Genomic DNA, 24,862 nt, shown 5'->3' with positions numbered 1-24,862 from the left:
AGGTCAACTCCGGTGGGGGACAAGTCAGGAGTTGTACGTGCTTTGCGCCCGCTCCAGCCCCTCGATCACCAGACACTCCACCGCATCCGCCGCCCGGTCCACGAAGTAGTCCAGCTCCTTGCGCTCGGCGGACGAGAAATCCTTCAGCACGAAATCGGCGACCTGCATACGACCAGGAGGCCGCCCGATCCCGAACCGCACCCGGTGATAATCCGCCCCGAACGCCTTCGTCATCGACTTCAACCCGTTGTGCCCGTTGTCCCCACCACCGAGCTTCAGACGAAGAGACCCGTAATCGATGTCCAACTCGTCATGCACGGCCACGACGTTCGCCACCGGCACCTTGTAGAAATCCCGCAACGCGTTCACCGGACCGCCCGAGAGATTCATGTACGACATCGGCTTCGCCAGGACCACCCGCCGATTCGCCGGACCGACAGGCCCGATCCGCCCCTCCACGACCTGCGCCTGAGCCTTCCCCGCCCGCTTGAACCTCCCCCCGATCCGCTCGGCCAGCAGATCCGCCACCATGAACCCGACGTTGTGCCGGTTCATCGCATACTCGGGTCCCGGATTCCCGAGGCCGACGATCAGCCAGGGGGCATTGGCAGGGGTGGTCACGTCCATGTCTCCTTATACGGCAGCCGCTGCCTCCCCCCAGGGAAGCAGCGGCTGTACGAAACGACGGCGAGGATCAGGCCTCGGCGACCTCTTCGCCCTCGGCACCCTCGCCCTCGGCGGCCTCCTCGGCCTGCGAGGCCAGGATCTGAAGGACGACAGCGTCCTCCTCGACGGCCAGCTTGGTGCCCTTCGGCAGCGTGATGTCCTTGGCGAGGATGGAGGCACCGGCCTCCAGGCCCTCGACGGAGACAGTGACGGCCTCGGGGATGTGCGTGGCCTCGGTCTCGACCGGCAGCGCGTTCAGGACGTGCTCCAGCAGGTTGCCGCCCGGGGCCAGCTCACCCTCGGTGTGCACCGGGATCTCGACCGTGACCGTCTCGCCACGCTTGACCAGCTGCAGGTCGACGTGCTCAAGGAAACCCTTGATCGGGTCACGCTGAACCGACTTCGGGATCGCCAGCTCGTTCGTCTTGCCGTCGATGTCCAGAGAGATCAGGACGTTCGGCGTACGCAGCGCAAGCAGCAGGTCGTGACCCGGAAGGGTCAGGTGCAGCGGGTCGGAACCGTGACCGTACAGAACACCGGGAACCTTGCTGTCACGACGGATACGACGGGCAGCACCCTTACCGAACTCGGTACGGGTCTCGGCGGTGAGCTTCACCTCGGACATGATCACTCCTCGTGGAAACAGGAACGGACGTGGTCACCCGGCCACGAACGGCCTGCTACGAAGAGCGCGTCGATAACGGACCGCCATACCCCGCCAAAAACGGGTACGGCCTCCCTCGCCGAGCAACTGCAGCAGTCTACTCGGCCAAGGAGGCCACACCCAAAACGATCTCCGCAGAGGCAGCGCCCACCGGGGACCCGCCCGCGCAGAACCCTTACTGCTCGTCGAACAGGCTCGTCACCGAACCATCCTCGAACACCTCACGCACCGCACTCGCAATCGTCGGCGCGATCGACAACACCGTGATCTTGTCCAGATCCCGGCCCAGCTCAGCCGGCGTCGGCAGCGTGTTCGTGAACACGAACTCACTCACCCGCGAGTTCTTCAGACGGTCCGCAGCGGGACCGGACAACACACCATGCGTCGCCGTCACGATGACATCCTCGGCGCCGTGCGCGAACAGCGCGTCCGCGGCCGCACAGATCGTGCCACCCGTGTCGATCATGTCGTCGACCAGCACACACACCCGGCCCTTGACCTCACCCACGACCTCGTGGACGGTCACCTGGTTCGCCACGTCCTTGTCACGCCGCTTGTGCACGATCGCCAGCGGAGCACCCAGACGGTCACACCAGCGGTCCGCCACCCGCACCCGGCCGGCGTCAGGCGAGACCACGGTGAGCTTGGCCCGGTCGACCTTCTCGCCCACGTAGTCCGCAAGCAGCGGAAGAGCGAAGAGGTGATCCACAGGCCCGTCGAAGAAGCCCTGAATCTGATCCGTGTGCAGATCCACGGTCAGGATGCGGTCCGCACCCGCCGTCTTCATCAGATCAGCCACCAGCCGCGCCGAAATCGGCTCACGACCACGGTGCTTCTTGTCCTGCCGCGCATAACCGTAGAACGGCACGATGACCGTGATGGACCGCGCCGAAGCCCGCTTCAGCGCATCGATCATGATCAACTGCTCCATGATCCACTGGTTGATCGGAGCCGTGTGGCTCTGGATCACAAAACAGTCCGCGCCACGCGCCGACTCCTGATAACGGACGTAGATCTCACCGTTCGCGAAGTCGAACGCCTTCGTCGGGACGACGCCGACCCCCAGCTGCTGGGCGACCTCCTCGGCAAGCTCGGGGTGGGCGCGGCCGGAGAAGAACATCATCTTCTTCTCGCCGGTCGTCTTGATCCCGGTCACAGCTGTCTCCTCAGAGGTGTCTCAACTGGGTGTGCACTTATCACGGTACGCCGACTCCGGCGCACCCGTTTCCGGTCAGGCTTCGCTCTCGACCTGCCGAGACGCTGCCTCGGCCGCCTGCGCCGCCGCGCTCCCCGGACGCTTGCGAACCACCCAACCCTCGATATTCCGCTGCTGACCACGGGCCACAGCCAGCGAACCGGGCGGCACATCCTTCGTGATCACGGACCCCGCAGCGGTGTACGAGCCGTCCCCAACAGTGACAGGAGCCACAAACATATTGTCCGCACCCGTCCGGCAATGCGACCCGACCGTCGAGTGGTGCTTCTCCTGACCGTCGTAGTTCACGAACACGCTGGCAGCACCGATGTTCGTGTAGTCACCGATCGTCGCGTCACCGACGTAGGACAGGTGGGGGATCTTCGTCCCCTCGCCGATCGAGGCGTTCTTCGTCTCGACGTACGTACCGATCTTGCCCTTCGCACCCAGCCGCGTCCCCGGACGCAGATAGGCGAACGGGCCCACCTTCGCCTGCGGGCCGACATAGGCACTGTCGGCCACCGTGTTGTCGACCCGGGCCCCGGCGTCGACCTGAGTGTCGGTGAGACGCGTGTTGGGCCCGACCTCAGCACCCTCACCGATGTGCGTGGTGCCGTGCAGCTGCGTGCCCGGGTGGACGACGGCGTCCTGCTCGAACGTGACGGTGACGTCGACCCAGGTCGTCGCCGGATCGATCACGGTGACGCCGGCGAGCATGGCGCTGGTCAGCAGCCGGTCGTTCAGGATCCGGCGGGCCTCGCTCAGCTGCACACGATTGTTGATCCCGGCGATCTCACGGTGATCGGCGGCGACCGAGGCACCCACGCGATGACCGGCCTCGCGGAGGATGCCGAGGACGTCGGTCAGGTACTCCTCACCCTGACTGTTGTCCGTACGGACCTTCTTGAGAGCGTCGGCCAGCAGCAGACCGTCGAACGCGAACACTCCGGAGTTGATCTCACGGATCAAGCGCTGCGTCTCGGTGGCGTCCTTGTGCTCGACGATCTCGGTGACGGCACCGGTCGCCTCGTCGCGGATGATCCGGCCGTAACCGGTGGCGTCCGGGACCTCGGCGGTCAGCACGGTGACGGCGTTCGAGTCGGCGGAGTGGGTCGCGGTGAGCTGCCGGAGCGTTTCACCGGTGAGCAAGGGGGTGTCGCCGCACACCACGACGACCGTGCCGTCGACGCTGCCGCCGAGCTCGTCCAGGGCGATGCGTACGGCGTGACCCGTGCCGTTCTGCTCGGCCTGCACCGTGGTGCGTACGGCGGGGTCGGTCTCGGCGAGGTGCGCGGTGACCTTCTCGCGGGCGTGCCCGACCACGACGACGAGGTTCTCGGGGTCCAACTCACGGGCGGCGGCCAGCACATGCCCCACGAGGCTGCGGCCACAGATCTCGTGCAGGACCTTGGGTGTGGCCGACTTCATACGGGTGCCCTCACCCGCTGCGAGAACGACGACGGCTGCCGGGCGAATGGCGCTCACGGGGTTGCCCTTCGGCTGTGGAGTGAGTGGGGACATCCGCAGGATACCGGGGCGTTTCTTGGGGGACATGGGAGCGGGTCCTGACTGTGTTGGCACCAGTCAGGACCCGAACCGAGCATGTGCTCCCGGGGGAGGACTCGAACCCCCATGATCAGAACCAAAATCTGACGTCTTGCCCTTAGACGACCCGGGATTACCGCTATGTCCGATTTCGTAGATCGGATGCGGTGGCAGCCCCTACTATGCCGTACCACCAGCCTTCGATGCGACGGTACAGCTCTGCGCTCTGCCGCACGGCGAGCACGAGGCATCCCCGGTAGTCGTCACCCGTGTTCTTGCGCACGGTCTTCGGGTTGTGCCGCTTCAAGGTGGTCTTGCCGAAGGTGCTTCGGTCTGAGCCGACCAGCTTTGCCCAGTAATTCTCGGCAGCGACGACGTCGGCAGACTCGTGGATCATCAAGTGGAACCGGATGTCCTCGCGCTCAACTTTGAGCAGGTCGAGCCAGGCCAGGTATAGGCGAATCATGTCGGGGTCGCTGTTGACGAACGTGACGCGCTCGCGTCGAGCATGGGGCTTGTCCTTGGTCCCCTCGGCCCAGTAGAGGGCGACTCCGGCGATGAACAACTCGCGCTCGGAAAAGCTCGCCGATTTCCTTTTCGGCGGCCGCCTTGGTCTGCTGTCGTTGCTCATCCCGCACTGCCAGCTCGTGCTCCCATCGCTTCCGTGACGCCAGCTTTGCTTGCTCTGCTGGATCGCGTCGCTCCGGCGTCGGCAGATCCCGCACCCACAATGAGATCGAGCTCTTCGAACAGCCCAGCTCCACCTGGATCTGGTCGTACGTCCAGCCCTGGAGCCGTAGCTCCCTCGCCTTGTGCCTCAGGTCGTCCTTCGCGTTCGGGCGCTTCGTCCATTCCGGAGGGGGCTCGCCCTCCAGGAGGCGGTTGAGGATGTCGTTGTTGTCGACGTGCAGTCGGTCGCGGATCTGACGGCGGCTGAGTCCTGCGCGCCGCAGCTCTACCGCCCGCTCCCGTAGTCCCTCGAAGTCGGCGTATTTGCCCTGTGAATGTGCCATGGGCATACCGTCCGGGCGGAATGATCGCTTCCGGGGTCGAACGGTGAGCGATTCAGCAGTTCGAGGGAAAGTGGGTGGTTTCGTGCACGCCCGGTCACGCTGTGTGGTGTAGACCCGTCACGGAAACTCGCCGGAAAACGGGGCGTGGACGCCCTTAGGCTGGAGGCATGACCACGACGGGGGAAGAGGACGCCAGGGCCCGGGGAGGGCCCTGGTGGTGGGCCAGGTGGCGCAGTGCGGCGCTGGATGTCGGGCTGGCGGTGGCGTCGGCGCTGGAGTGTGCGTTCGAGGGGGTTCGGTTCGCGCGGGACGCGGGGATTCCGGTGGCCGCGGGGGTTGTCTTCGGGGTGTTGGCGGGGTCGGCCCTGCTCGTGCGGCGGCAGTGGCCGATTGCTGTCGTGCTGGTTTCCATTGCGATCACCCCGGCGCAGATGGGTTATCTGATGGGGGTCGTCGGGCTGTACACGCTCGCGGCTTCCGAGTTGCCGCGGCGGATCATCGGCTCGCTTGCGGGGATGTCGCTGGTCGGCATGTTGATCGTGATGTTCGTGCGGGTGCGGCAGGACATGTCGCGGGGGTCTTGGGATCTGGGGGACTGGTTCGTTCCGTTTGCTGCGATCACGACCGCGATCGGGATGACGGCGCCGCCGTTGCTGCTGGGTTTGTATGTGGGGGCTCGGCGACGGCTCATGGAGAGTCTCCGGGAGCGGGCGGACAGTCTTGAGCGGGAGTTGCAGTTGCTCGCCGAGCGGGCGGAGGAGCGGGCCGAGTGGGCGCGGAACGAGGAGCGGACTCGGATTGCGCGGGAGATGCACGATGTGGTCGCCCACCGGGTGAGCCTGATGGTTGTGCATGCTGCAGCCCTCCAGGCCGTTGCCCGCAAGGACCCCGAGAAGGCCGTGAAGAACGCTGCGCTCGTCGGTGACATGGGGCGGCAGGCGTTGACCGAGTTGCGGGAGATGCTCGGGGTGCTGCGGAGTGGGGGCGGGGCGCGGCGGAGTGAGCAGGCCGTGCCGCTTGCGGCGGTGGGGGTGGCCGCTGCCGTGGCGGCTTCGAAGGCGGTGGATGAGGGGGAGGGGCCGTGCCTGGAGGAGTTGGAGGAGCTCGTCGGGCAGTCGGCGGCTGCGGGGATGGTGGTGGATCTGTCCGTGGAGGGGGATGTGCGGTCGTATGCCGCTGAGGTGGAGCAGACGGCGTATCGCGTGGTGCAGGAGGCGTTGACGAACGTTCACAAGCATGCGGCGGGTGCGAAGACGCATGTGCGGCTTGCGCATCGGGTGTCGGAGATCGCGATGCAGGTGGAGAACGAGCCGCCGCCGGAGGTGGCTTCGGCGTCGTCGGCGCGGTTGCCGTCCGGGGGGAACGGTCTGGTGGGGATGAAGGAGCGGGTGACCGCGCTGGGTGGGGTGTTTGTGTCGGGGCCGACGGATGCAGGGGGTTTTCGGGTGTCGGCGGTGATTCCGGCGGCGTAGTGGCCCCTGTGTTTCCGGGCGTTCAGCCTGCGGTTGTGTCCCCGGGAGTTCAGCCTGCGGTGAGTCGTACGGGTTCGATGCCTGAGATGAGGGCGCCGAGGGCTTGGTCGATGTCGGGGCCGAGGTACCAGTCGCCTGTGTGATCGAGGGCGTAGATGCGGCCTTCGGTGTCGACGGCGAGGAGGGAGTGGGTCTCTGTCTCGGTGCCGAGGGGGCTGACTTCGGTGTCGAGGGCGCGGCCGAGGTCGTTGAGGGTGCGGGCCATGTGGAGGCCGTGCAGGGGGTCGAGGTGGAGGGTTGCGGGGGCGATCTGGCGGCCGGGTCCGGTGGGGGTGATGTGGAGGCCGCCGAATTCGGCCCAGGCTTCTACGGCGGCGGGGAAGACGGCGTGGCGGTGGCCTGCGGGTGAGGTGTGGTCGCGGAGGGCGTCGGCCCAGATCTCGGCTTGTTTTATGTCCCAGCGTCCGGGTTGCCAGCCGGCGGCGCGGAGGGCGGCGTCGACGGGTACGGGGAAGCGTGTGGTGGAGGTGCGGTCGGGGTGCATCTGCCCTTCGATCGTCGAGTTCGCTGAGATCACGGTTCGGCGCGGGGCCGTTTTTGTTTGTGGTGGTGGGGGCTAGTCGTCGGTTGCTGTGGGGTCGACGATGCGGACGCCGTAGTGGGCGCTGAGTGCGGTGCAGGCGCGGCAGGGGGTGGCGAAGCTGCCGTGGAGGGGGTCGCCGTCCTCGCGGATGCGGCGGGCGGTGAGTTTGGCCTGTTTGAGGGCTTTGCGGGCTTCGCCGTGGGTCATGGGTTTGCGGGTGGCGCGTTTGCTGCGGGCGGCGTCGGCGGCGGCTATGTGGCGGGAGATGAGGATGGTTTCGGCGCAGCGGCCGGTGAAGCGGTCGCGTTGGGCGCTGGGGAGGGTGTCGAGGAAGTCCTGGACGAGGGGGTGCAGGGGTGGGGGTTGGTCGCCGCGGGCGGCGGTGCCGGTGAGGGTGGCGCCGCGGACGGAGAGGGCGGCGGCGATGGTGGGGAGTATGCCGTCGCGGCGGTGGAGGAGGGTGGGTGCGTGGGGGGTTTCGGTGGCGCTCCAGCCGATGCGGGGGTCGCCGGACGGCCCGGTGTGCGGTGCCGTGTGTGGTCCCGTCTGCGTCGCGTTCATGATCGTCTTCCCCTCCCGAGCCTCCCCCGGAGGTCACAGAGTGCCAAATGCCGTGGCTGGTGCGGAAGCTGGGGCGGTGCGACACGCCCGGGTTTGGGCGGGCTGTCACGGCGGGGTGACGGCTGGTCACGGAAGCGGAGGGCGGCTGACCGGTGCCCGGTGACCGGTGCGGTCGTACCGCATAGGCTGTCGGCACCGCGATCCACGCGGCGGACGTGTGGAGAGGGCTGTACAGGAGATACGGGGCGGGTTGGCCGGTGGCGGTCATCGCGGTCCGTAACGAACGCCGCAGGGGGCAACCGCCATGACGACAGGTCGGCTCGGGCAGCAAGCCGCGCCGCCGAACGCGGCTTATGCCGGGCAGGTCGTGCATTTCCCGGATCCGGTCCGGGCGGCACGTCACCCGAGAGGGGTACGTGTGGATGAGCGCGGTTACCCCGATTTCTCGCCGTATGCGCGTGCTGCCGCGGAGATCGCGGAGCCGCCGGAGGGTTTCGGTGTCGACGAGTTGCGGCTGACGGACTACGTGTCGGCGAATGCGGCGCTTGCGGCCTCGGGTCATGAGTTGTGGGACACGGTGCCTTCGGTGGCGACGCCGCATGGCTGGACGTGGCATCACGTGGTGGGTTCGCGGCGGCTGGAGTTGGTTCCGGTCGAGGTGAAGGCGTTGTTGCGGCATCACGGTGGGGTCGCGACGGCGGCGGTGGATCAGGGCAAGCGGGGGACGCGGCCGTTGCAGGAGACGCGGCCGGCGCATTTCGGGTTGCCGAAGTCGGGTGTGGCGGTGACGGAGTCGCAGGTGCAGGGGGTCGAGGAGGACCTCGGGTATCGGCTGCCGGGTGCGTACCGTTCGTTTCTGAAGGCCGCGGGTGGGTGTGCGCCGGTGGGCGCGGCGCTGGATGCCGAGTTGGGGTTGTTGGTCGACCAGCCGTTCTTCACGGTGCGGGACGAGGCGGCGGTCAACGATCTGGTCTACGTCAACAAGTGTCTGCGTGACCATCTCACCAAGGATTACTTGGGTGTTGGGTTTGTGCAGGGCGGGTTGCTGGCGGTGAAGGTGAAGGGCGAGCGGCCCGGTTCGGTGTGGTTCTGTGCGTATGACGACGCGCGGGACGTGGATCCTTCGTGGGCGCCGGCCGATCGGGTGGAGCGGTTGCTGCTGCCGTGCGGTGAGGACTTCGACGCGTTCTTGGCGCGGCTTGCGGGTAATCCGCCGGAGTTGGAGACGGTGGCGAATCTGATGGTGGACGGCGGGTTCGCGCGTTCGGTTCCGGTCTCTGCCGTCTCTTCGGTGGGGGAGTGAGCGTTGCGATGGTGACCTTCGCGCAGGCGCAGGAGCGCGCCGAGGAGTGGATCAACGGGGATGTGCCGGCGTATCAGCATCGTGAGGTGCGGGTGCGGGAGTTCGGTCTCGGGTTCGTGGTGTGGGCCGAGGACCGGGCGGAGGGGCCGCGTTCGGACGGGGGTCTGCAGCGGCTGGTGATCGCCCGGGACAGCGGTGAGGCGACGCTGTGGCCTTCGCTGCCGGTGGGTGAGGTGATTCGTCGGTACGAGGAGGAGTACGGCCGGCGGGACGAGGCTGCGGAGCCGGTGCCGGCGGCTTCGGCGCGGGTGGATCTGAATCAGACGTCGTTCTTGTTGAGTCCGCCGGAGTGGTTGCAGGAGGCGGCGGACAAGCTGGGGATCGCGGATCGGCGGGGTGGTGCGGCTGCTTCGTCGGGTGACGGTGCCCGGTGGCCGGAGGCCGGGGCGGGTGACGCGCCGGGTGCGCCCGCGGGGCCGACTCCCTGGGCGGGGACGGACACCAACGGCGGCGGTGAGGACCTTTCCGTCCCGCTGCCCGCGACCGTGTTCGCGCCGCCGTTGAACGATGCGGGCGAGGAGACCCCGCCGGACGCCGAGACGGCGCTGATGGCGGGCGGCAGCGGGCTTCCGCGGACGACGGAGGAGCGGGCGCTGGATGAGCCGGGGGCTCCGGGTGGCACGCCTGCGCCGCCGCCGGGCTATGGGTATCCGCAGGGTGCGCCGCCTCCGCCGCCGGCTCCTCCGTCGTACGGCTATCCGCAGACGCCGGGTGCCGGGGCTCCGCCGGCGCCTTCCTACGGCTATCCGCAGGCGCCTGGGCGGCCGCTCGCGCCGAATGCCGGGGACATCGCCGACGCCGCGACGAGCAAGGCGGCTCCTGCGCCGCGCCGGGGTTCGTCCACGCCGCCTCCGCCGAGCGCTCCGGGAACGCCGGGTGCGCGGCCGGGCAGCGCGCCGCCGCCTCCGCCGGGGCCCGGTGCGGGCGGTTACGTTCCGACGCAACTGGTGTCGGCGCTCGGTCCCGAGGGGCCTGAGGATGCGCCGCCCAAGGCTCCGGGGGGTGCCCCGAATCCGCCGGGCGCACCGACTCCTCCGGGCGTCCCCCACCCACCCGGCGCGCCCGGCGGTACACCTCCGGCCAACGTCCACCAGGCCGCCACGATGCTCGCCGACCCCGGCCGGATGGGACCGGGGGCACCGCAGCCGCCGGGCGCACCTGGTGCTCCGGGCGCGGGTGCGGGTGCGCCGCAGCCTCCGGGGCCTCCGGGTGCCCCCTTCCCTCCGGGCGCTCCGGGCATGAGTGCCCCGCCCCAGCCTCCTGCGGCTCCGGGTGCGCCTGGCTTTCCGCAGGCGCCGAGTACCGCTGGCGGGCCTGGCGCGCCCCAGCCTCCGGGTGGCCCTGGCTTCCCGCAGCCTCCCGGGGCTCCTGGCGGTTTGCAGCCTTCTGGTGCTCCGGGTGGTTCGGGTGCCCCGCAGTCTCCGGTGGGCCCTGGTGGTCCGGGTGGTCCTGGCTTTCCGCCGCCGCCTGGTGCTCCGGGTGGTCCCGGTGGTTCGCAGCCTTCTGGCGCTGGGGGTGGCCCTGGCGCCCCGCAGTCTCCGGTGGGCCCTGGTGGTCCGGGTGGTCCTGGCTTTCCGCCGCCGCCTGGTGCTCCGGGTGGTCCCGGTGGTTCGCAGCCTTCCGGTGTTCCGGGTGGTTCGGGTGTCCCGCAGTCTCCGGTGGGCCCTGGTGCTCCGGGTGGTCCTGGCTTTCCGCCGCCGCCTGGTGCTCCGGGTGGTCCCGGTGGTTCGCAGCCTTCTGGCGCTGGGGGTGGTTCGGGTGCCCCGCAGCCTCCGGTGGGCCCTGGTGGTCCCGGTGCCCCTGGCTTCCCGCAGGCTCCCGGCGGTCCGGGTGCTCCCGGCTTCCCGCAGCCGCCGGGAGCTCCGAGTGCACCCGCGGCCCCCGGCACCCCGCCGCCCCCTGGCGCTCCGGGAGGTCCTGGCGGTCCCGGTGCTCCCGGTCCTGCCGGTGGTCGAGGGGCCGTACACCATGCGGAGACCGTGCTGGCCGGGCCTCCCGTGGGCGCCCCCGGTGCGCCCCCGCCGCCGTCGGCCCCCAGGGGCCCCGGTATGGCTCCCGGTGCCCCGCAGTCGCCCGTACCGCCCCCCGCGTACGGCTATCCGCAGCCGCAGGGGCAGCCCACCGTGGGGCCCGGTTATCAGGCCGTGCTTCGGTACCGGGCGCAGGACGGGTCCGAGCAGCAGTTGATCCGGCGGTCGGCGCCGGGCGTGCCGCATCCGGAGTGGCAGATCTTCCATGAGCTGCGCGGTATGAACGTGCCGCCGGACCAGGTGCTGGAGCTGCACACGGAGCTGGAGTCGTGCGAGCTGCCGGGTGCGTACTGTGCGCGGATGATCCGGGAGCAGTGGCCGCAGGCGCGGATCACGTCGATCGCGCCGTACGGGACGGATCACGCGAGCCGGCAGCAGGGTATGCAGCAACTGCTGGCGCACCAGGGCGAGTTGCACCAGGTGGCGGACGGGCCGGCCCGTCCCGCTCCGGTGCGGGCGCCGTTGCCGCCGGTGCAGTCGGCGCCGCCGATTCCGCCGGAGGCGGTGGGGCAGGAGCTGGCGGGTGCGTTCGGGCCGGGGGTGTTCCGGTTCGAGCAGGCTGCCGTGTCCCGGCAGGGTGTGCCGCCGGTGGTGGCGCACTCGCTGGTGGCGGCGGGGTTGCCGACGGACATGGGTCCGTTCTTCTGGGCGCAGGCCCAGCCGGGGCGGCCGGTGCCGACGCTCGCCGAGCTCGCGCAGGAGCGTGGTGTGCAGCCGGCCCCGGACGCGGGCTCGTATCTCGTCATGGGCAGCGACTTCGGCCGGGCGGTGTGTGTGCAGTACGGCACCGCGAACATCGTGGCCGTGCCGGTGGAGGCCGGACCCGGTGGTGCGCCGGTGTCGCCGCAGTTCGTGAACACGGGGCTGCCGGAGTTCCAGCGGTGTCTGGCGCTGCTGGGCCGGATGTGGCGCTTGCGGTTCGGGCTGAACCAGGAGCAGGCGGGCCGTTGGACCGTCGACTTCCAGGCCCAGCTGGCCTCCCTCGACCCGGCAGCGCTGGGTTCACCGGAGAGCTGGTGGTCGGTGCTGCTGGAGCAGATGTGGGACGGGCTGCTGTGATCCACGGCTGCTGAGGACCCCGGCTGCTCGGTACGGGGCCGGGCCGGTCACGACGACCGGTCCGGCCCTTTTGCGTTCCTGGGCCGATCGCGATACGCCTCCGGAGTGTCGCGTTATGAACACTTCTGCCCGATATATCAAGATGGCGCGAAATCATCATTGCGCGCCCGTACGGCGGAGAGTTCGGCGGAGAGGGGTTCCAGGATGAGCAGCACACCGATCTCGCCCCATGGCTTCGGGGCCGTACGGGGGCGCGGCTACTGCCCCGAACAGGTCGAGGCGTTCGCCGAGGCGCTCTCCCTGGACCGGGACGCCGCCTGGGAACGGGCGGCCCGGCTGACCGTCCTCGCCAAGGACATGGAGGCGGAGGCCGCGCTGCTGCAGGAGACCGTGTCGAAGCTGTCCCCGCAGACCTACGAGGCGCTCGGGGAGGGGGCCCGGGACCTCTTCCGGCATGTGCAGGAGGAGGCCGCGGCCGTACGGGAGCGCGCCCGGCAGGAGGCGCAGCGCCTGGTGGAGGCCGCCCAGGCGCACGCGAGCGGCGTACTGGACGCCGCGCAGGCGCACGCCGAGGCCGTGCTCGCCGACGCCGAGGAACACGCCGGCCAGCGGCTGCTGGTGGCGCGTGCCGAGGCCGACGAGATCCGCATCGGCGCCCGGCAGGCCCTGAAGGAGGGCCGGGGCGAGGTGCTGTCCCTGCTCAGGGAGGCACGGCAGCGCGCGACCGTGAAACTCGCCGAGCAGGCCAGGGAGTTCGCCGAGCGGTGGGACGAGGTGGAGCGGGAGGAGGCCGAGCGTGCGGCGGCGATCGATGCGCACGCCGCCGGGCTGCTGGCCCGGGCGGAGGCCGAGCTGACCGAGGCGAGGCGGGAGTTCATGGAGGCGGAGGAGTACGCCCACCGCTGCCAGGAGGAGGCGAACGGGCGCGCCGCGGAGATCCTTGCGGCGGCGCGCCGGCAGGAGGAGCAGATCGCCCGGGAGACCGAGCAGGTGCTGCAGCAGCACAGCGAGCGGTCGGACGAGATGCAGGTCCAGATGGACAACGTACGCAACAGCCTTACGGCGTTGACGGGTTCGGCGTCGGGGGAGTGACGGGCGGGACGGAGGCGCCCGGCACAGACCGCGCCTCCGTCCCGCCGACCACAGCCGGCGCCGCCCGCGTGCCGCGGGCCGTCAGCTGCTTCTGCGCACCGCCCCCGCCAGGATCCATCCCTCGACGGCCTCGTACTGGCGTCGCTGTTCCTCCGAAGCCCGGCGGCCGGAGGCGACCGTGCCGAGCCAGCCGAAGGCGAAGCCGAGGGGGATCGTCACCAGGCCGGTGGTGGTGAACGGGAACCAGTTGAAGTCGGCGTCGGGGAAGGCGGAGACGGGGGAGCCGGAGACCAGGTTGGTGCCCGGCATGATCAGCAGGACCGCGAGTGTGCCGCCGATGAGGGTGCACAGCAGGCCCGTACGGGTGTAGCGGCGCCAGAAGAGGCCGTAGACCAGGGCGGGGGCGATCGCGGAGGCGCCCAGGCAGAAGGACAGGGTCACCAGGGGCTGCAGGCTGTGGTGCTGGACCAGGGTGGCCAGCAGGATCGCCGGGACGCCCACCGCGAGGGCCGAGACGCGGGCCAGCAGCATCTCGCGGCGCTCCGACAGCTCCTGCACCCGGGTGGCGAAGACGTCGTGGGCGAGGGAGTTGGCGCAGGCGAGGATCATCCCGGCGACCGAGGCGAGCAGGGTCAGGAAGATCGCCGTGGTGACCGTGGTGAACAGGAACGTCTCCGACGTCGACACGTTCGCACCGAAGGCGGCCCGGGAGCCGAGCAGATAGGCCGTGTTGCCCTGCGGGTCGGCCTGCGCGATCACCGCCCGGCCGATCAGCGCCGTCGCGCCGAACCCGACGACCGTCATGATGAGCACGAACAGCACCACCGACGACACCGCCCACGACATCGAGCGCCGCACCTGACGGGCGCTGCGCGCGGTGTACATGCGCATGGTGACGTGCGGCAGACAGGCGCCGCCGAGGACGACCGTGAGCTGCGAAGTGATCATGTCCAGGCGGGGGTTGGAGCTGCCCGCGAACTCGACGCCGGAGTGCAGGAAGGCGGAGCCGACCCCGCTCTGCGCGGCCGCGGCGTCGAACAGCGCTCCCGGATCCCAGTCGAAGCGCCGCAGTACGAGCAGGGCGACCACGGCGCCCGAGCCGAGCAGCATCACGATCTTCGCGATCTGGATGAGGGCGGTGCCCTTCATGCCGCCGATCGCCGCGTAGCTGATCATCAGGGCGCCGAGCCCGATGATGCAGCCCGTCTTCAGCGAGTCACTGGAGAAACCGAGGATGAACGCCAGCAGCTGTCCGGTGCCCGCCAGTTGGACCAGCATCAGCGGCAGCAGCGCCGCGATGGTGACCACGCAGGCGGTGATACGCACTCGGCGGCCCGGCATACGGCGGGCCAGTGCGTCGCCCATGGTGAACTTGCCCGCGTTGCGCAGGGGTTCGGCCAGCAGGAACATCAGCAGCATCAGCGACAGCGCGGTGCTCAGGGCGAGTGCGATCCCGTCGTAGCCGCACAGGGCGATCACGCCGCCCGTGCCGAGCACGCTCGCCGCGGAGATGTAGTCGCCGGCGATCGCGAGGCCGTTGCGCATGGGGGAGAGGGAGCTGTAGCCGGTGTAGAACTCGTCGAGGTCGTCGCCGTCCGGGCCGGTCATCACGCACAGCAGCAGGGTGATCGCGGCGACGGTGGAGAAGGCGACGAGGGACATGGCCTGGGCGTTTGCGCTGAACCCGGTCATCGTGCGGCCTCCCGCTTGGCGTCCAGCTCGGCCTGCTTGCGGATGCGGTCCGCGATCGGGTCGACGTAGCGGCGGGCCGTGTGCTCGTACAGCGCGATCGCCAGCCAGGTGACGGGTAGTTGGAGCAGGGCCAGCAGCAGCCCGGTGGGCAGGCCGTCGGTGACGGTGGTCGTCATGAACGACGGGGCGAACGCCGAGAGGATCAGGAACAGCGTGAAGTAGCCCAGTGCGGTGAGGGTGGCGGTGCGCCGCTGCCAGCGGTAGGCACTGCGCAGGATCCGCAGATCGCTGTGGTGGCCGAGAGGAGCCTCCGGAGGGCGGCGCCGTCTGGCCGGTTCGGGCGGCGGGGTGGACGGCATCCACGGGTAGGTGGCCTCGTACGGCAGGGATGTGTTCTGCGGTGGATGGCGGTACGGGTACGACGGGGACCGGTCGTAGGACATCCCGGTGCTCCTTGCGTGGCTCGGGTCCTGTGCGGGGGACCGCAGGGAGGTTGGGGGGCGTGCGGAGCCACGCACGCTACTCGCCGGTCTCCGGCCGCGCGGCGTTTTCACCAAACTGGCCGGTCGGTATGCGCTTACTACGCTGACCTGCAACGTTACCCGCGTTAACTCAGACTTTTGCTCCCCCGGGGGGAGACATATGCCCCTGCCCCGGACCGTCAGTCCTTGAGTACCGGGAAGCGGCGGGGCGCCAGGAACAGCAGCACCAGGAAGGCCGCGGCGGCCGCGCAGCCGGCGCCCAGATACACCGCGTGCACCGCGTCCGCGACCGCTCGCCGCGTGGCCTCCGGCACCGCACCCCCGTCCAGGCCCCGGGTCACCGAGTCCAGGTCGCTCGCACCGCCCAGCCGGCCGGCGAGCACCCCGTTGGCCACCGCGCCGAACACCGACGCCCCGATGGTCTGGCCGGTCTGACGGCAGAACAGCACCGACGCGGTGGTCGTGCCGCGCTCCGCCCACCCCACCGTCGACTGCACGCCCACGATCAGCGGGAGCTGGAACAGCCCGAGAGCCGCGCCGAGCAGCAGCATCAGCAGGGCCGGCTGCCACGCCTCGCCCGGATACGGCAGGAACGGGAACGCGAACAGGATCAGCGCCGCCGCCCCGATGCCGAGCATCGCGGTGTTGCGGAAGCCGATCCGCCGGTACACGTGCTGGCTCAGCGCCGCCGAGACCGGCCAGCTCAGCGTCCACACGGACAGGACGAAGCCGGCCGCCACCGGGGCCAGGCCCAGCACCGACTGCGCGTACGTCGGCAGGAACACGCTCGGCGCCACCATCAGCAGCCCCAGCGCACCCAGGGCGAGATTGACCGCCGCGATCGTACGGCGCCGCCACACCCAGCCCGGGATGATCGGCTCGGCCGCCCGGCGTTCGACCAGGACCACCACCCCGGCCAGCGCAAGTCCCGTACCGAACAAGGCCGTCGACGGACCCGACAGCCAGGGCCAGGCCACCCCGCCCTGCACCAGGGCCGTCAGCAGGACGCCGCCGCACGCGAACACCGCCAGCGCGCCCGCCCAGTCGATACGGGGACGCTCGGCCGACTCCCGCTGCGGCTCGTGCAGATGACGCACGACCAGCCACAACGCCACGGCACCGATGGGGAGGTTGACCAGGAAGATCCAGCGCCAGTCGGCGTAGGCGGCCAGCACGCCTCCCACGCCCGGGCCGGCCACCGCGGACACCGCCCACACCGTGGACAGCTTGGACTGGATCTTCGGGCGGTCCTTGAGCGGGTAGAGGTCGGCGGCGAGCGTCTGCACCGTGCCCTGGAGGGCCCCGCCGCCCAGGCCCTGGAGGATGCGGAAGGCGATCAGCGCGCCCATGTTCCAGGCCAGCGCGCACAGCAGGGAACCGGCCAGGAACACCGCGGCGCCCGCTATCAGGACCGGTTTGCGGCCGAAGGTGTCCGACAGCTTGCCGTACACCGGGAGCGTGACCGTCACGGCGAGCAGATAACCGGAGAACAGCCAGGAGAAGACCGAGAAGCCGCCCAGGTCTCCGACGATCTGCGGGACGGCCGTCGAGACGATCGTGGAGTCGAGGGCGGCCAGCGCCATGGCGAGCATCAGCGCCGCGACCACGGCACCGCGTCTGCGGGTGTCCTGCGAGCGCTCCGCCGCAGCCGTCCGTGTCCCGGCCTCCCCCTGGTCCACAGGATTCCTTCCCCTTGCATCTATCCGCCGCCGAACAGCTTCCCATTGACCCTGACGCGACGGGAGGGTGGATGCTGACTGGGCCGCAGGGTGGAGCGGAACCCCGAGAACGCCTCCACCCGTCGGTGGACTGCCCCTAGGGGTTCCTCCGTACTACGGCCCGGGGAGGGTTCGTACCGCCGGAGGAGGAGAGCGGCCCAGGGCGTCCTTAACCTGGTCTTACGTCGTTGGGGAGCCGGTGAGGGGTGGTTGACCGAACCGGCGGGGGTGGGGTTTTCCCCAGCACAAGAGGGTGCCGGGCACCAGCGCGCCGGACCCCTCCGCGAGGCCAGACTCATCCGCGTAACCAGCACAGCACAACCGGCAGGACCGGTCCGGCGCAGCACGCGTGCGTCATCTTCGTAACCGACATAGGAGATTTACCATGACTTCGGCCGTGACCATTCCCAGGCACGGGGGCACTGGAGGGCGTACGGCCGTAGCCGCGCGGGCGCGGCAGGTCGTGAAGGCGTACGGGGCCGGCGAGACCCGTGTCGTCGCCCTCGACCACGTGGACGTCGACATCGCCCGCGGGCAGTTCACCGCGATCATGGGCCCCTCGGGCTCGGGCAAGTCCACCCTGATGCACTGCCTGGCCGGGCTCGACACCGTCTCCTCGGGGCAGATCTACCTCGACGAGACCGAGATCACCGGGCTCAAGGACAAGAAGCTCACCAAGCTGCGCCGGGACCGGATCGGGTTCATCTTCCAGGCGTTCAACCTGCTGCCGACGCTGAACGCGATGGAGAACATCACGCTGCCCATGGACATCGCGGGCCGTAAGCCGGACAAGCAGTGGCTGGCGCGGGTCGTGGACACCGTGGGGCTGAGCGACCGGCTCAAGCACCGGCCCACCCAGCTCTCCGGCGGCCAGCAGCAGCGCGTCGCCGTGGCCCGGGCGCTGGCCGCGCGGCCCGAGATCATCTTCGGTGACGAGCCGACCGGAAACCTCGACTCCCGTGCGGGGGCAGAGGTGTTGGGCTTCCTGCGCCGCTCGGTCGACGAGCTCGGGCAGACCATCGTGATGGTCACGCACGACCCGGTGGCGGCCTCGTACGCGGACCGGGTGCTGTATCTCGCCGACGGCCGGATCGTCGACGAGATGTACAAGCCGACCGCGGACGCCGTCCTCGACCGCATGAAGGACTTCGACGCCCGGGGGCGCACCTCATGACCGTGTTGAAGACGTCGATGCGCAACTTCTTCGCGCACAAGGGGCGTATGGCCCTCTCCGCGATCGCCGTGCTGCTGTCGGTGGCGTTCGTCTGCGGGACGCTGGTCTTCACCGACACCATGAACGCCACCTTCGACAAGCTGTTCCAGGCGACGTCGTCCGATGTGACGGTGAGCGCCAAGGTCGCCTCGGACACCGGTGAGACGACCTCCGACAACGGCCGGCCGCCGGTGATGCCGGCCTCCGTGGTGGCCAAGGTGCGCGCCGCGCAGGGCGTGAAGGCGGCGGAGGGCACGGTCTTCTCGACCTCCGTGACCGTCGTCGACGCCAAGAAGGACAGCCTGTCGCCGTCCAGCGGCGCCCCGACCATCGTCGGCAGCTGGAACGGCAACGACGCCCGCACCATGAAGATCACCTCCGGTACGGCGCCCAAGGGCCCCGACCAGGTGATGGTGGACCGCGACACCGCGAACAAGCACCACCTGAAGCTCGGCGACGACATCGGGGTGATCAGCGCGGTCGGCACGCACGACGCGAAGATCTCCGGCATCGCCGACTTCCAGGTCACCAACCCCGGTGCGGCGATCTTCTACCTCGACACGAAGACCGCGCAGCAGACGCTCGTCGGGAAGACCGGCGTCTTCACCAACGTCAACGTCACGGCCGCGACCGGGGTGAGCGACCCGCAGCTGAAGAAGAACGTCCTCTCGGCGCTGGGCACCACCTACAAGGTGCAGACCGCCAAGGAGACCGCCGACGCCAACCAGAAGAGCGTCGAGGGCTTCATGAACGTCATGAAGTACGCGATGCTCGGCTTCGCCGGGATCGCCTTCCTCGTCGGCATCTTCCTGATCATCAACACCTTCTCGATGCTGGTCGCCCAGCGGACCCGCGAGATCGGCCTGATGCGGGCCATCGGGTCCAGCCGCAAGCAGGTCAACCGGTCGGTGCTCGCCGAGGCGCTGATGCTGGGTGTCTTCGGGTCCGTCCTCGGTGTCGGCGCGGGCGTCGGCCTCGCGGTCGGCCTGATGAAGCTCATGGGCCGGTTGGGCATGCACCTGTCGACCGCCGATCTGACCGTCGCCTGGACGACCCCGGTCGTCGGTCTCCTGCTCGGCGTCGTCGTCACCGTCCTCGCCGCCTACCTGCCCGCCCGCCGGGCCGGCAAGGTCTCCCCGATGGCCGCGCTGCGCGACGCCGGCGCCCCCGCCGACGCCAAGGCCGGCCGCATACGGGCCCTGGTCGGCCTGGTCCTCACCGGTGCCGGCGGCTACAGCCTCTACCTGGCCGCGGGCGTCGACAAGGCGAGCGACGGTTCGCTCTGGCTCGGCCTGGGCGTGGTGCTCTCCCTGATCGGGTTCGTCGTCATCGGCCCGCTCCTCGCGGGTGGCGTGGTGCGCGTCCTGGGCGCCGTACTGCTGCGGGCCTTCGGACCGGTCGGACGGATGGCCGAACGCAACGCGCTGCGCAACCCGCGCCGAACGGGCGCCACCGGAGCCGCCCTCATGATCGGCCTCGCCCTGGTCGCGTGCCTCTCGGTGGTCGGCTCCTCCATGGTCGCCTCCGCGACCGACCAGCTCGACAAGACCGTCGGCACGGACTTCATCATCCAGTCCGACAGCGGCCAGCTGGTCACACCGCAGGCCGTCAAGGCCGTGAAGGACACCCCGGGTCTCGCTCGGGTCACCGAGTACAGGACGGCCAAGGCCGACTACACGACCCCCGACGGCAAGACCCTCAAGGACACCGACATCACGGCGGCGGACCCGACGTACGCGACCGACCTGCGCAAGAAGACGGTCGCGGGCAACCTCAAGGACGCCTACCTGCCGGACTCGATGTCCGTGCACGAGAAGTTCGCCAAGGAGCACGGCATCCACCTCGGCTCGAAGATCGGCATCAGGTTCAAGGACGGCTCCACCACCGCGCAGCTGACCGTGCGCGCGATCACCACCAGCGACGACGTGATCGACCAGGGTGCGAAGTACACCTCCATCGCCACGCTCGCCAAGTACGTGCCGGCCGACAAGATGCCCCTGGACCAGCTGGTCTTCGCCACCGCCAAGGACGGGCAGCAGGACGCCGCGTACAAGTCGCTGAAGTCCGCGCTGCACGACTACCCGCAGTACAAGGTGCGCGACCAGACCGACTACAAGCAGGCGCTGAAGGACCAGATCGGCCAGTTGCTGAACATGATCTACGGCCTGCTGGCCCTCGCGATCATCGTCGCGATCCTGGGTGTCGTGAACACCCTGGCGCTGTCGGTGGTCGAGCGGACCAGGGAGATCGGCCTGATGCGGGCGATCGGCCTGTCGCGGCGGCAGCTGCGCCGGATGATCCGCATGGAGTCCGTGGTGATCGCCCTGTTCGGCGCCCTGCTGGGGCTCGGCCTGGGCATGAGCTGGGGCGCGACCGCCCAGCAGCTGCTCGCCCTGGAGGGCCTGAAGGTCCTCGAGATCCCGTGGTCCACCCTGATCGCGGTCTTCCTCGGCTCGGCCTTCGTGGGCCTGTTCGCCGCCCTGGTCCCGGCGTTCCGGGCCGGCCGGATGAACGTCCTGAACGCGATCGCCACCGAATAGCCACCGCACACGGGGGTTGCGGGGGAGCGCCCGGTGCCGGGGAGTCTTGGGACTCCCCGGCACCGGGCAGGTTTGTTCGCCCCCGCCGCCCTGCCCGTCCCGGCCCGGGGGCCGGCCCCCGGACCCCCGCTCCTCGAACGCCGGAGGGGCTGGATTTTCGCCGGCCGGGGCTTGACCTTTTCAGCCCGTCCGGCGTTCGAGGGCGAGGCCGTTCAGGCCGAACGGGGGTCTGGGGGCGCAGCCCCCAGGGACGGGACGGGTAGGGGCGGCGGGGGCGAGAACGCTCCGGCGCTCGCGCCAGCGGCGACGTACCCTGGAAAACCCCCGGCCCGCCGCGCGCGCCGGGCCCTTCGCGTTGCCCGCCCCCCGGACGAAAGCCGCCCCGAATGAGCCTGCACGGTCTGCTCGACGCCGTCGTCAAGGACACCGCCCTCGCAGAAGCCGTCAAGGCGGCCACAGACGGCAACCGCATGCACATCGACCTCGTCGGCCCCCCCGCCGCCCGCCCCTTCGCGATCGCCGCCCTCGCCCGCGAGACCGCCCGCCCCGTGCTCGCGGTGACGGCGACCGGACGCGAGGCCGAGGACCTGGCCGCAGCCCTGCGCTCGCTGCTCCCGCCGGACGGCGTCGTGGACTACCCCTCCTGGGAGACACTCCCGCATGAGCGGCTCAGCCCTCGCAGCGACACCGTCGGCCGCCGTCTCGCCGTCCTGCGCCGCCTGGCCCACCCCCGCCCCGACGACCCCGAGACCGGCCCGGTCTCCGTCGTCGTGGCGCCGGTACGGTCCGTGCTGCAGCCGCAGGTCAAGGGTCTGGGAGACCTGGAACCGGTGGCACTGAGGACCGGCCAGACCGCCGACCTGAACGAGGTCGTGGAAGCCCTGGCCGCCGCCGCGTACGCGCGCGTGGAGCTCGTCGAGAAGCGCGGCGAGTTCGCCGTACGAGGCGGCATCCTGGACGTCTTCCCGCCCACCGAGGAACACCCCCTGCGCGTGGAGTTCTGGGGCGACGACGTCGAGGAGATCCGCTACTTCAAGGTCGCCGACCAGCGCTCCCTCGAGGTCGCCGGGCACGGCCTGTGGGCGCCGCCCTGCCGTGAACTCCTGCTCACGGAGGACGTACGCACGCGTGCCCGCATCCTCGCCGAGCAACACCCCGAGCTGGGCGAACTGCTCGGCAAGATCGCGGAGGGCATCGCGGTCGAGGGCATGGAGTCCCTCGCCCCCGTCCTGGTCGACGACATGGAGCTGCTGATCGACGTCCTGCCCAAGGGTGCCATGGCCGTCGTATGCGATCCGGAGCGGGTCCGCACGCGTGCCGCCGATCTGGTCGCCACCTCCCAGGAGTTCCTGCAGGCGTCCTGGGCGGCGACGGCGGGCGGCGGCGAGGCCCCCATCGACGTCGGTGCGGCCTCCCTGTGGTCCATCGCGGACGTCCGCGACCGGGCCCGCGAGCTGGACATGATGTGGTGGTCGGTCTCCCCCTTCGCCGCCGACGAGGAGCTGGACGCGGACACCCTCAAGCTCGGCATGCACGCCCCCGAGACCTACCGCGGCGACACCGCCAAGGCCCTCGCCGACACCAAGGGCTGGCTCGCCGAGGGCTGGCGCACGGTGTTCGTCACCGAAGGCCACGGACCCGCGGCCCGCACGGTCGAGGTGCTCGGCGGCGAGGGCATCGCGGCCCGCCTCGACGTCGAACTCGGGGAGATCTCCCCGTCCGTCGTGCACGTGTCGTGCGGCTCCATCGACTACGGCTTCGTCGACCCGGCGCTCAAGCTCGCCGTCCTGACCGAGACCGACCTGTCCGGCCAGAAGGCGGCCGGCAAGGACGGCGCCCGGATGCCGGCCCGCCGCCGCAAGACCATCGACCCGCTCACCCTGGAGGCGGGCGACTACATCGTCCACGAGCAGCACGGCGTCGGCCGCTACATCGAGATGGTGCAGCGCACGGTGCAGGGCGCCACCCGCGAGTACCTGGTCGTCGAGTACGCCCCCGCCAAGCGCGGCCAGCCCGGCGACCGCCTCTACATCCCCACCGACCAGCTGGAGCAGATCACCAAGTACGTAGGCGGCGAGGCGCCCACCCTGCACCGCCTGGGCGGCGCCGACTGGACCAAGACCAAGGCGCGCGCGAAGAAGGCCGTCAAGGAGATCGCGGCCGACCTCATCAGGCTGTACAGCGCGCGCATGGCGGCCCCCGGCCACACCTTCGGTCCCGACACCCCCTGGCAGCGCGAGCTGGAGGACGCCTTCCCGTACGCGGAGACTCCCGACCAGCTCACCACCATCGCCGAGGTCAAGGAGGACATGGAGAAGTCGGTCCCCATGGACCGCCTGATCTGCGGCGACGTCGGCTACGGCAAGACGGAGATCGCGGTCCGGGCCGCCTTCAAGGCCGTACAGGACGGCAAGCAGGTCGCCGTCCTCGTCCCCACGACGCTTCTCGTGCAGCAGCACTTCGGGACGTTCTCCGAGCGCTACTCCCAATTCCCCGTCAACGTACGGGCGCTCAGCCGCTTCCAGACGGACACCGAGGCGAAGGCCGTCCTGGAGGGCCTGCGGGAGGGCTCGGTGGACGTCGTCATCGGCACCCACCGCCTGTTCTCCTCGGAGACCAAGTTCAAGGACCTCGGCCTGGTCATCGTCGACGAGGAGCAGCGCTTCGGCGTCGAGCACAAGGAACAGCTGAAGAAGCTGCGCGCCAACGTCGACGTCCTGACGATGTCCGCGACCCCCATCCCCAGGACCCTGGAGATGGCCGTGACCGGCATCCGCGAGATGTCGACGATCACCACACCCCCGGAGGAGCGCCACCCCGTCCTGACCTTCGTCGGGCCGTACGAGGAGAAGCAGATCGGCGCCGCCATCCGCCGCGAACTCCTGCGCGAGGGCCAGGTCTTCTACATCCACAACCGGGTCGAGTCCATCGACCGGGCCGCCTCCCGGCTGCGTGAGATCGTCCCCGAGGCGCGGATCGCGACCGCCCACGGCCAGATGTCCGAGTCGACGCTGGAGCAGGTCGTCGTCGACTTCTGGGAGAAGAAGTACGACGTCCTCGTCTCGACGACGATCGTCGAGTCCGGCATCGACATCTCCAACGCCAACACCCTGATCGTGGAACGCGGCGACAACTTCGGCCTCTCCCAACTGCACCAGCTGCGCGGCCGGGTGGGCCGCGGCCGCGAGCGCGGTTACGCCTACTTCCTCTACCCGCCGGAGAAGCCTCTGACGGAGACCGCCCACGAGCGCCTCGCCACCATCGCCCAGCACACCGAGATGGGCGCGGGCATGTACGTCGCCATGAAGGACCTGGAGATCCGCGGCGCCGGCAACCTCCTCGGCGGCGAACAGTCCGGGCACATCGCCGGTGTCGGCTTCGACCTGTACGTCCGCATGGTCGGCGAGGCCGTCGCGGACTACCGGGCCTCCCTGGAGGGCGGGGTGGAGGAGGAGCCGCCGCTGGAGGTCAAGATCGAGCTCCCGGTCGACGCGCACGTCCCGCACGACTACGCGCCCGGCGAGCGCCTGCGTCTGCAGGCCTACCGTGCCATCGCCTCCGCCAGCACGGAGGAGGACATCAAGTCCGTACGCGAGGAACTCGTCGACCGCTACGGCAAGTTGCCCGAACCGGTCGAGAACCTGCTGCTCGTCGCGGGCCTGCGGATGCTCGCCCGCGCCTGCTCGGTCGGCGAGATCGTCCTGCAGGGCAACAACATCCGCTTCGCACCGGTGGAGCTCCGGGAGTCCCAGGAGCTCAGGGTCAAGCGCCTGTACCCGGGGACCGTCATCAAGCCGGCCGCCCACCAGGTGCTGGTACCGCGCCCGAAGACGGCGAAGGTGGGCGGAAAGCCGCTCGTCGGGCGGGAGTTGCTGGGCTGGGTGGGCGAGTTCCTGGCGTCGGTCCTGGGGTCGTAGTCGCCCTGCTGGACAGCCGAAGCCGTCCGCGGGAGGCGGATTCCGCGGACGGCTGCT

The 24,862-nt window shown here is 70.0% G+C and carries 16 protein-coding genes, 1 tRNA gene and 1 pseudogene; 7 read left to right on the top strand and 11 right to left on the bottom strand.

Translation table 11 applies throughout. The features are described from left to right. Positions 1 to 24 precede the first annotated feature (24 nt). From pth to ACIBW9_RS23150, 6 genes and pseudogenes are all read right to left on the bottom strand, one after another. Positions 25 to 627, bottom strand: coding sequence for an aminoacyl-tRNA hydrolase (pth, locus tag ACIBW9_RS23175; RefSeq protein WP_398957874.1), 603 nt, complete (start codon positions 625 to 627; stop codon positions 25 to 27). Positions 628 to 694: 67 nt separating this feature from the next. Continuing rightward, a complete protein-coding gene (locus tag ACIBW9_RS23170) occupies positions 695 to 1,291 on the bottom strand; it encodes a 50S ribosomal protein L25/general stress protein Ctc (protein WP_398957872.1) in 597 nt (198 codons plus the stop codon). 214 nt (positions 1,292 to 1,505) lie between these two features. Next, positions 1,506 to 2,486: a ribose-phosphate diphosphokinase gene (locus tag ACIBW9_RS23165; protein WP_351473629.1), complete on the bottom strand. Its 981-nt coding sequence runs from the start codon at positions 2,484 to 2,486 to the stop codon at positions 1,506 to 1,508. A 75-nt stretch (positions 2,487 to 2,561) separates the two neighbouring features. Beyond that, on the bottom strand, positions 2,562 to 4,010 hold the full coding sequence (gene glmU, locus ACIBW9_RS23160; RefSeq protein WP_398957870.1) for a bifunctional UDP-N-acetylglucosamine diphosphorylase/glucosamine-1-phosphate N-acetyltransferase GlmU: 1,449 nt from the start codon (positions 4,008 to 4,010) through the stop codon (positions 2,562 to 2,564). A 122-nt stretch (positions 4,011 to 4,132) separates the two neighbouring features. Then, positions 4,133 to 4,203 (bottom strand) — tRNA-Gln (locus ACIBW9_RS23155). A gap of 6 nt (positions 4,204 to 4,209) precedes the next feature. After that, positions 4,210 to 5,083, bottom strand: a pseudogene (locus ACIBW9_RS23150) (hypothetical protein). Positions 5,084 to 5,250: 167 nt separating this feature from the next. Here ACIBW9_RS23150 and ACIBW9_RS23145 point away from each other — a divergent pair. Beyond that, positions 5,251 to 6,555 (top strand): sensor histidine kinase, encoded by a 1,305-nt coding sequence (locus ACIBW9_RS23145; protein ID WP_398957868.1) that lies wholly within the window; start codon positions 5,251 to 5,253, stop codon positions 6,553 to 6,555. A 49-nt stretch (positions 6,556 to 6,604) separates the two neighbouring features. Here the strand turns inward: ACIBW9_RS23145 and ACIBW9_RS23140 are convergent, their stop codons facing one another. Further along, a complete protein-coding gene (locus ACIBW9_RS23140; RefSeq protein WP_344402180.1) occupies positions 6,605 to 7,099 on the bottom strand; it encodes an SUKH-3 domain-containing protein in 495 nt (164 codons plus the stop codon). Positions 7,100 to 7,171: 72 nt separating this feature from the next. Then, the gene (locus ACIBW9_RS23135; protein WP_398957866.1) at positions 7,172 to 7,699 is read right to left on the bottom strand and encodes a YwqJ-related putative deaminase; all 528 of its coding nucleotides are present in this window, start codon (positions 7,697 to 7,699) and stop codon (positions 7,172 to 7,174) included. A 304-nt stretch (positions 7,700 to 8,003) separates the two neighbouring features. Between ACIBW9_RS23135 and ACIBW9_RS23130 the strand changes: the two genes are divergently transcribed. The 3 genes from ACIBW9_RS23130 (at position 8,004) to ACIBW9_RS23120 (ending at position 13,243) form a co-directional block, all read left to right on the top strand. Beyond that, positions 8,004 to 9,002 (top strand): SMI1/KNR4 family protein, encoded by a 999-nt coding sequence (locus ACIBW9_RS23130; protein WP_398957864.1) that lies wholly within the window; start codon positions 8,004 to 8,006, stop codon positions 9,000 to 9,002. A gap of 8 nt (positions 9,003 to 9,010) precedes the next feature. After that, on the top strand, positions 9,011 to 12,151 hold the full coding sequence (locus ACIBW9_RS23125; RefSeq protein WP_398958704.1) for an SUKH-4 family immunity protein: 3,141 nt from the start codon (positions 9,011 to 9,013) through the stop codon (positions 12,149 to 12,151). A gap of 204 nt (positions 12,152 to 12,355) precedes the next feature. Beyond that, positions 12,356 to 13,243 carry a cellulose-binding protein gene (locus tag ACIBW9_RS23120; RefSeq protein WP_398957862.1) on the top strand — a complete coding sequence of 296 codons (888 nt, stop codon included), beginning with the start codon at positions 12,356 to 12,358 and terminating at the stop codon, positions 13,241 to 13,243. A gap of 81 nt (positions 13,244 to 13,324) precedes the next feature. On the opposite strand, the gene ACIBW9_RS23115 is transcribed toward ACIBW9_RS23120, so the two are convergent. The 3 genes from ACIBW9_RS23115 to ACIBW9_RS23105 all read right to left on the bottom strand — a co-directional run bounded on the left by ACIBW9_RS23115 (position 13,325) and on the right by ACIBW9_RS23105 (position 17,096). Beyond that, positions 13,325 to 14,935 (bottom strand): cation acetate symporter, encoded by a 1,611-nt coding sequence (locus ACIBW9_RS23115; protein ID WP_398957860.1) that lies wholly within the window; start codon positions 14,933 to 14,935, stop codon positions 13,325 to 13,327. Beyond that, positions 14,932 to 15,378: a DUF485 domain-containing protein gene (locus tag ACIBW9_RS23110; RefSeq protein WP_398957859.1), complete on the bottom strand. Its 447-nt coding sequence runs from the start codon at positions 15,376 to 15,378 to the stop codon at positions 14,932 to 14,934. The genes ACIBW9_RS23115 and ACIBW9_RS23110 overlap by 4 nt, the downstream gene beginning before the upstream one ends. A gap of 218 nt (positions 15,379 to 15,596) precedes the next feature. Next, entirely contained in the window at positions 15,597 to 17,096 is a 1,500-nt protein-coding gene (locus ACIBW9_RS23105; RefSeq protein ID WP_398957857.1) for an MFS transporter, read from the bottom strand. 424 nt (positions 17,097 to 17,520) lie between these two features. On the opposite strand from ACIBW9_RS23105, the gene ACIBW9_RS23100 reads away from it, so the two are divergent. The 3 genes from ACIBW9_RS23100 (at position 17,521) to mfd (ending at position 24,805) form a co-directional block, all read left to right on the top strand. After that, a complete protein-coding gene (locus tag ACIBW9_RS23100; RefSeq protein WP_398957855.1) occupies positions 17,521 to 18,309 on the top strand; it encodes an ABC transporter ATP-binding protein in 789 nt (262 codons plus the stop codon). Next, positions 18,306 to 20,888 carry an ABC transporter permease gene (locus tag ACIBW9_RS23095; protein ID WP_398957853.1) on the top strand — a complete coding sequence of 861 codons (2,583 nt, stop codon included), beginning with the start codon at positions 18,306 to 18,308 and terminating at the stop codon, positions 20,886 to 20,888. The genes ACIBW9_RS23100 and ACIBW9_RS23095 overlap by 4 nt, the downstream gene beginning before the upstream one ends. A 386-nt stretch (positions 20,889 to 21,274) precedes the next feature. Further along, the gene (gene mfd / locus ACIBW9_RS23090; RefSeq protein ID WP_398957851.1) at positions 21,275 to 24,805 is read left to right on the top strand and encodes a transcription-repair coupling factor; all 3,531 of its coding nucleotides are present in this window, start codon (positions 21,275 to 21,277) and stop codon (positions 24,803 to 24,805) included. Positions 24,806 to 24,862: the final 57 nt, after the last annotated feature.

It is taken from the genome of Streptomyces sp. NPDC049541 (assembly GCF_044465725.1).
In the GTDB taxonomy this organism is placed as follows: domain Bacteria; phylum Actinomycetota; class Actinomycetes; order Streptomycetales; family Streptomycetaceae; genus Streptomyces.
The sequence above is the reverse complement of the archived record's forward strand: the minus strand, read 5'-3'. Positions and strand labels throughout refer to the sequence as shown.

Coding starts and splice junctions, on each gene's coding strand:
- pth (WP_398957874.1), bottom strand. CDS start 627: ATGGACGTGACCACCCCTGCCAATGCCCCCTGGCTGATCGTCGGCCTC.
- ACIBW9_RS23170 (WP_398957872.1), bottom strand. CDS start 1,291: ATGTCCGAGGTGAAGCTCACCGCCGAGACCCGTACCGAGTTCGGTAAG.
- ACIBW9_RS23145 (WP_398957868.1), top strand. CDS start 5,251: ATGACCACGACGGGGGAAGAGGACGCCAGGGCCCGGGGAGGGCCCTGG.
- ACIBW9_RS23140 (WP_344402180.1), bottom strand. CDS start 7,099: ATGCACCCCGACCGCACCTCCACCACACGCTTCCCCGTACCCGTCGAC.
- ACIBW9_RS23135 (WP_398957866.1), bottom strand. CDS start 7,699: ATGAACGCGACGCAGACGGGACCACACACGGCACCGCACACCGGGCCG.
- ACIBW9_RS23130 (WP_398957864.1), top strand. CDS start 8,004: ATGACGACAGGTCGGCTCGGGCAGCAAGCCGCGCCGCCGAACGCGGCT.
- ACIBW9_RS23125 (WP_398958704.1), top strand. CDS start 9,011: ATGGTGACCTTCGCGCAGGCGCAGGAGCGCGCCGAGGAGTGGATCAAC.
- ACIBW9_RS23120 (WP_398957862.1), top strand. CDS start 12,356: ATGAGCAGCACACCGATCTCGCCCCATGGCTTCGGGGCCGTACGGGGG.
- ACIBW9_RS23115 (WP_398957860.1), bottom strand. CDS start 14,935: ATGACCGGGTTCAGCGCAAACGCCCAGGCCATGTCCCTCGTCGCCTTC.
- ACIBW9_RS23110 (WP_398957859.1), bottom strand. CDS start 15,378: ATGTCCTACGACCGGTCCCCGTCGTACCCGTACCGCCATCCACCGCAG.
- ACIBW9_RS23100 (WP_398957855.1), top strand. CDS start 17,521: ATGACTTCGGCCGTGACCATTCCCAGGCACGGGGGCACTGGAGGGCGT.
- ACIBW9_RS23095 (WP_398957853.1), top strand. CDS start 18,306: ATGACCGTGTTGAAGACGTCGATGCGCAACTTCTTCGCGCACAAGGGG.
- mfd (WP_398957851.1), top strand. CDS start 21,275: ATGAGCCTGCACGGTCTGCTCGACGCCGTCGTCAAGGACACCGCCCTC.